Annotated in this window: 1 pseudogene; it reads left to right on the top strand. The window is 66.4% G+C overall.

What is annotated here, in order from left to right:
• A pseudogene (locus CCN72_RS36855) lies at nt 1-479 on the top strand (hypothetical protein); the annotation flags it as partial.

Here is a 479-nt window from a genome sequence, read left to right as displayed (position 1 = left end):
CGCGTCCCTCAAGTCCGAACTGACCAAGCACCTCAGCCCGGTCGTCGTCGTGCAGAACAACGCCGTCGGCGGGCGCTTCACCCTGATCGACAAGGGGGTGCAGGTCGAGACCGTGGACCCGGTGCCGGAGTACTTCGAACTGGCCAAGTCCATCGCCCATGTACCGCTCGGCGTCTACTCGGTCATCGCCGCCTACCTCAGCGACAAGGTGCCGAACATCGCCAACTCCGAGCGCATCGACCCGCACGACCTGGACATGGTCGCCTTCAAGCCCGCGGGCGACACCGGCTGGATCACCCCGCTGACCGGCTTCCGGGGCACCCTCGCCACGGCCCGCACCAAGCTGCCGACCGCCAACCTCCCCACCGATCTGGCGGCCTCCAGCAACAAGATCCTCACCGAGGCCATCAAGTTCATCGACACCGCCGTCGGTGCCAAGTCCTTCGACATGGTGGCCTTCAACCAGTTCGCCGCCACCG

The organism is Streptomyces murinus, from assembly GCF_002154555.1.
Lineage (GTDB): Bacteria > Actinomycetota > Actinomycetes > Streptomycetales > Streptomycetaceae > Streptomyces > Streptomyces murinus.
This window is presented reverse-complemented; position numbering and strand designations above follow the sequence as displayed.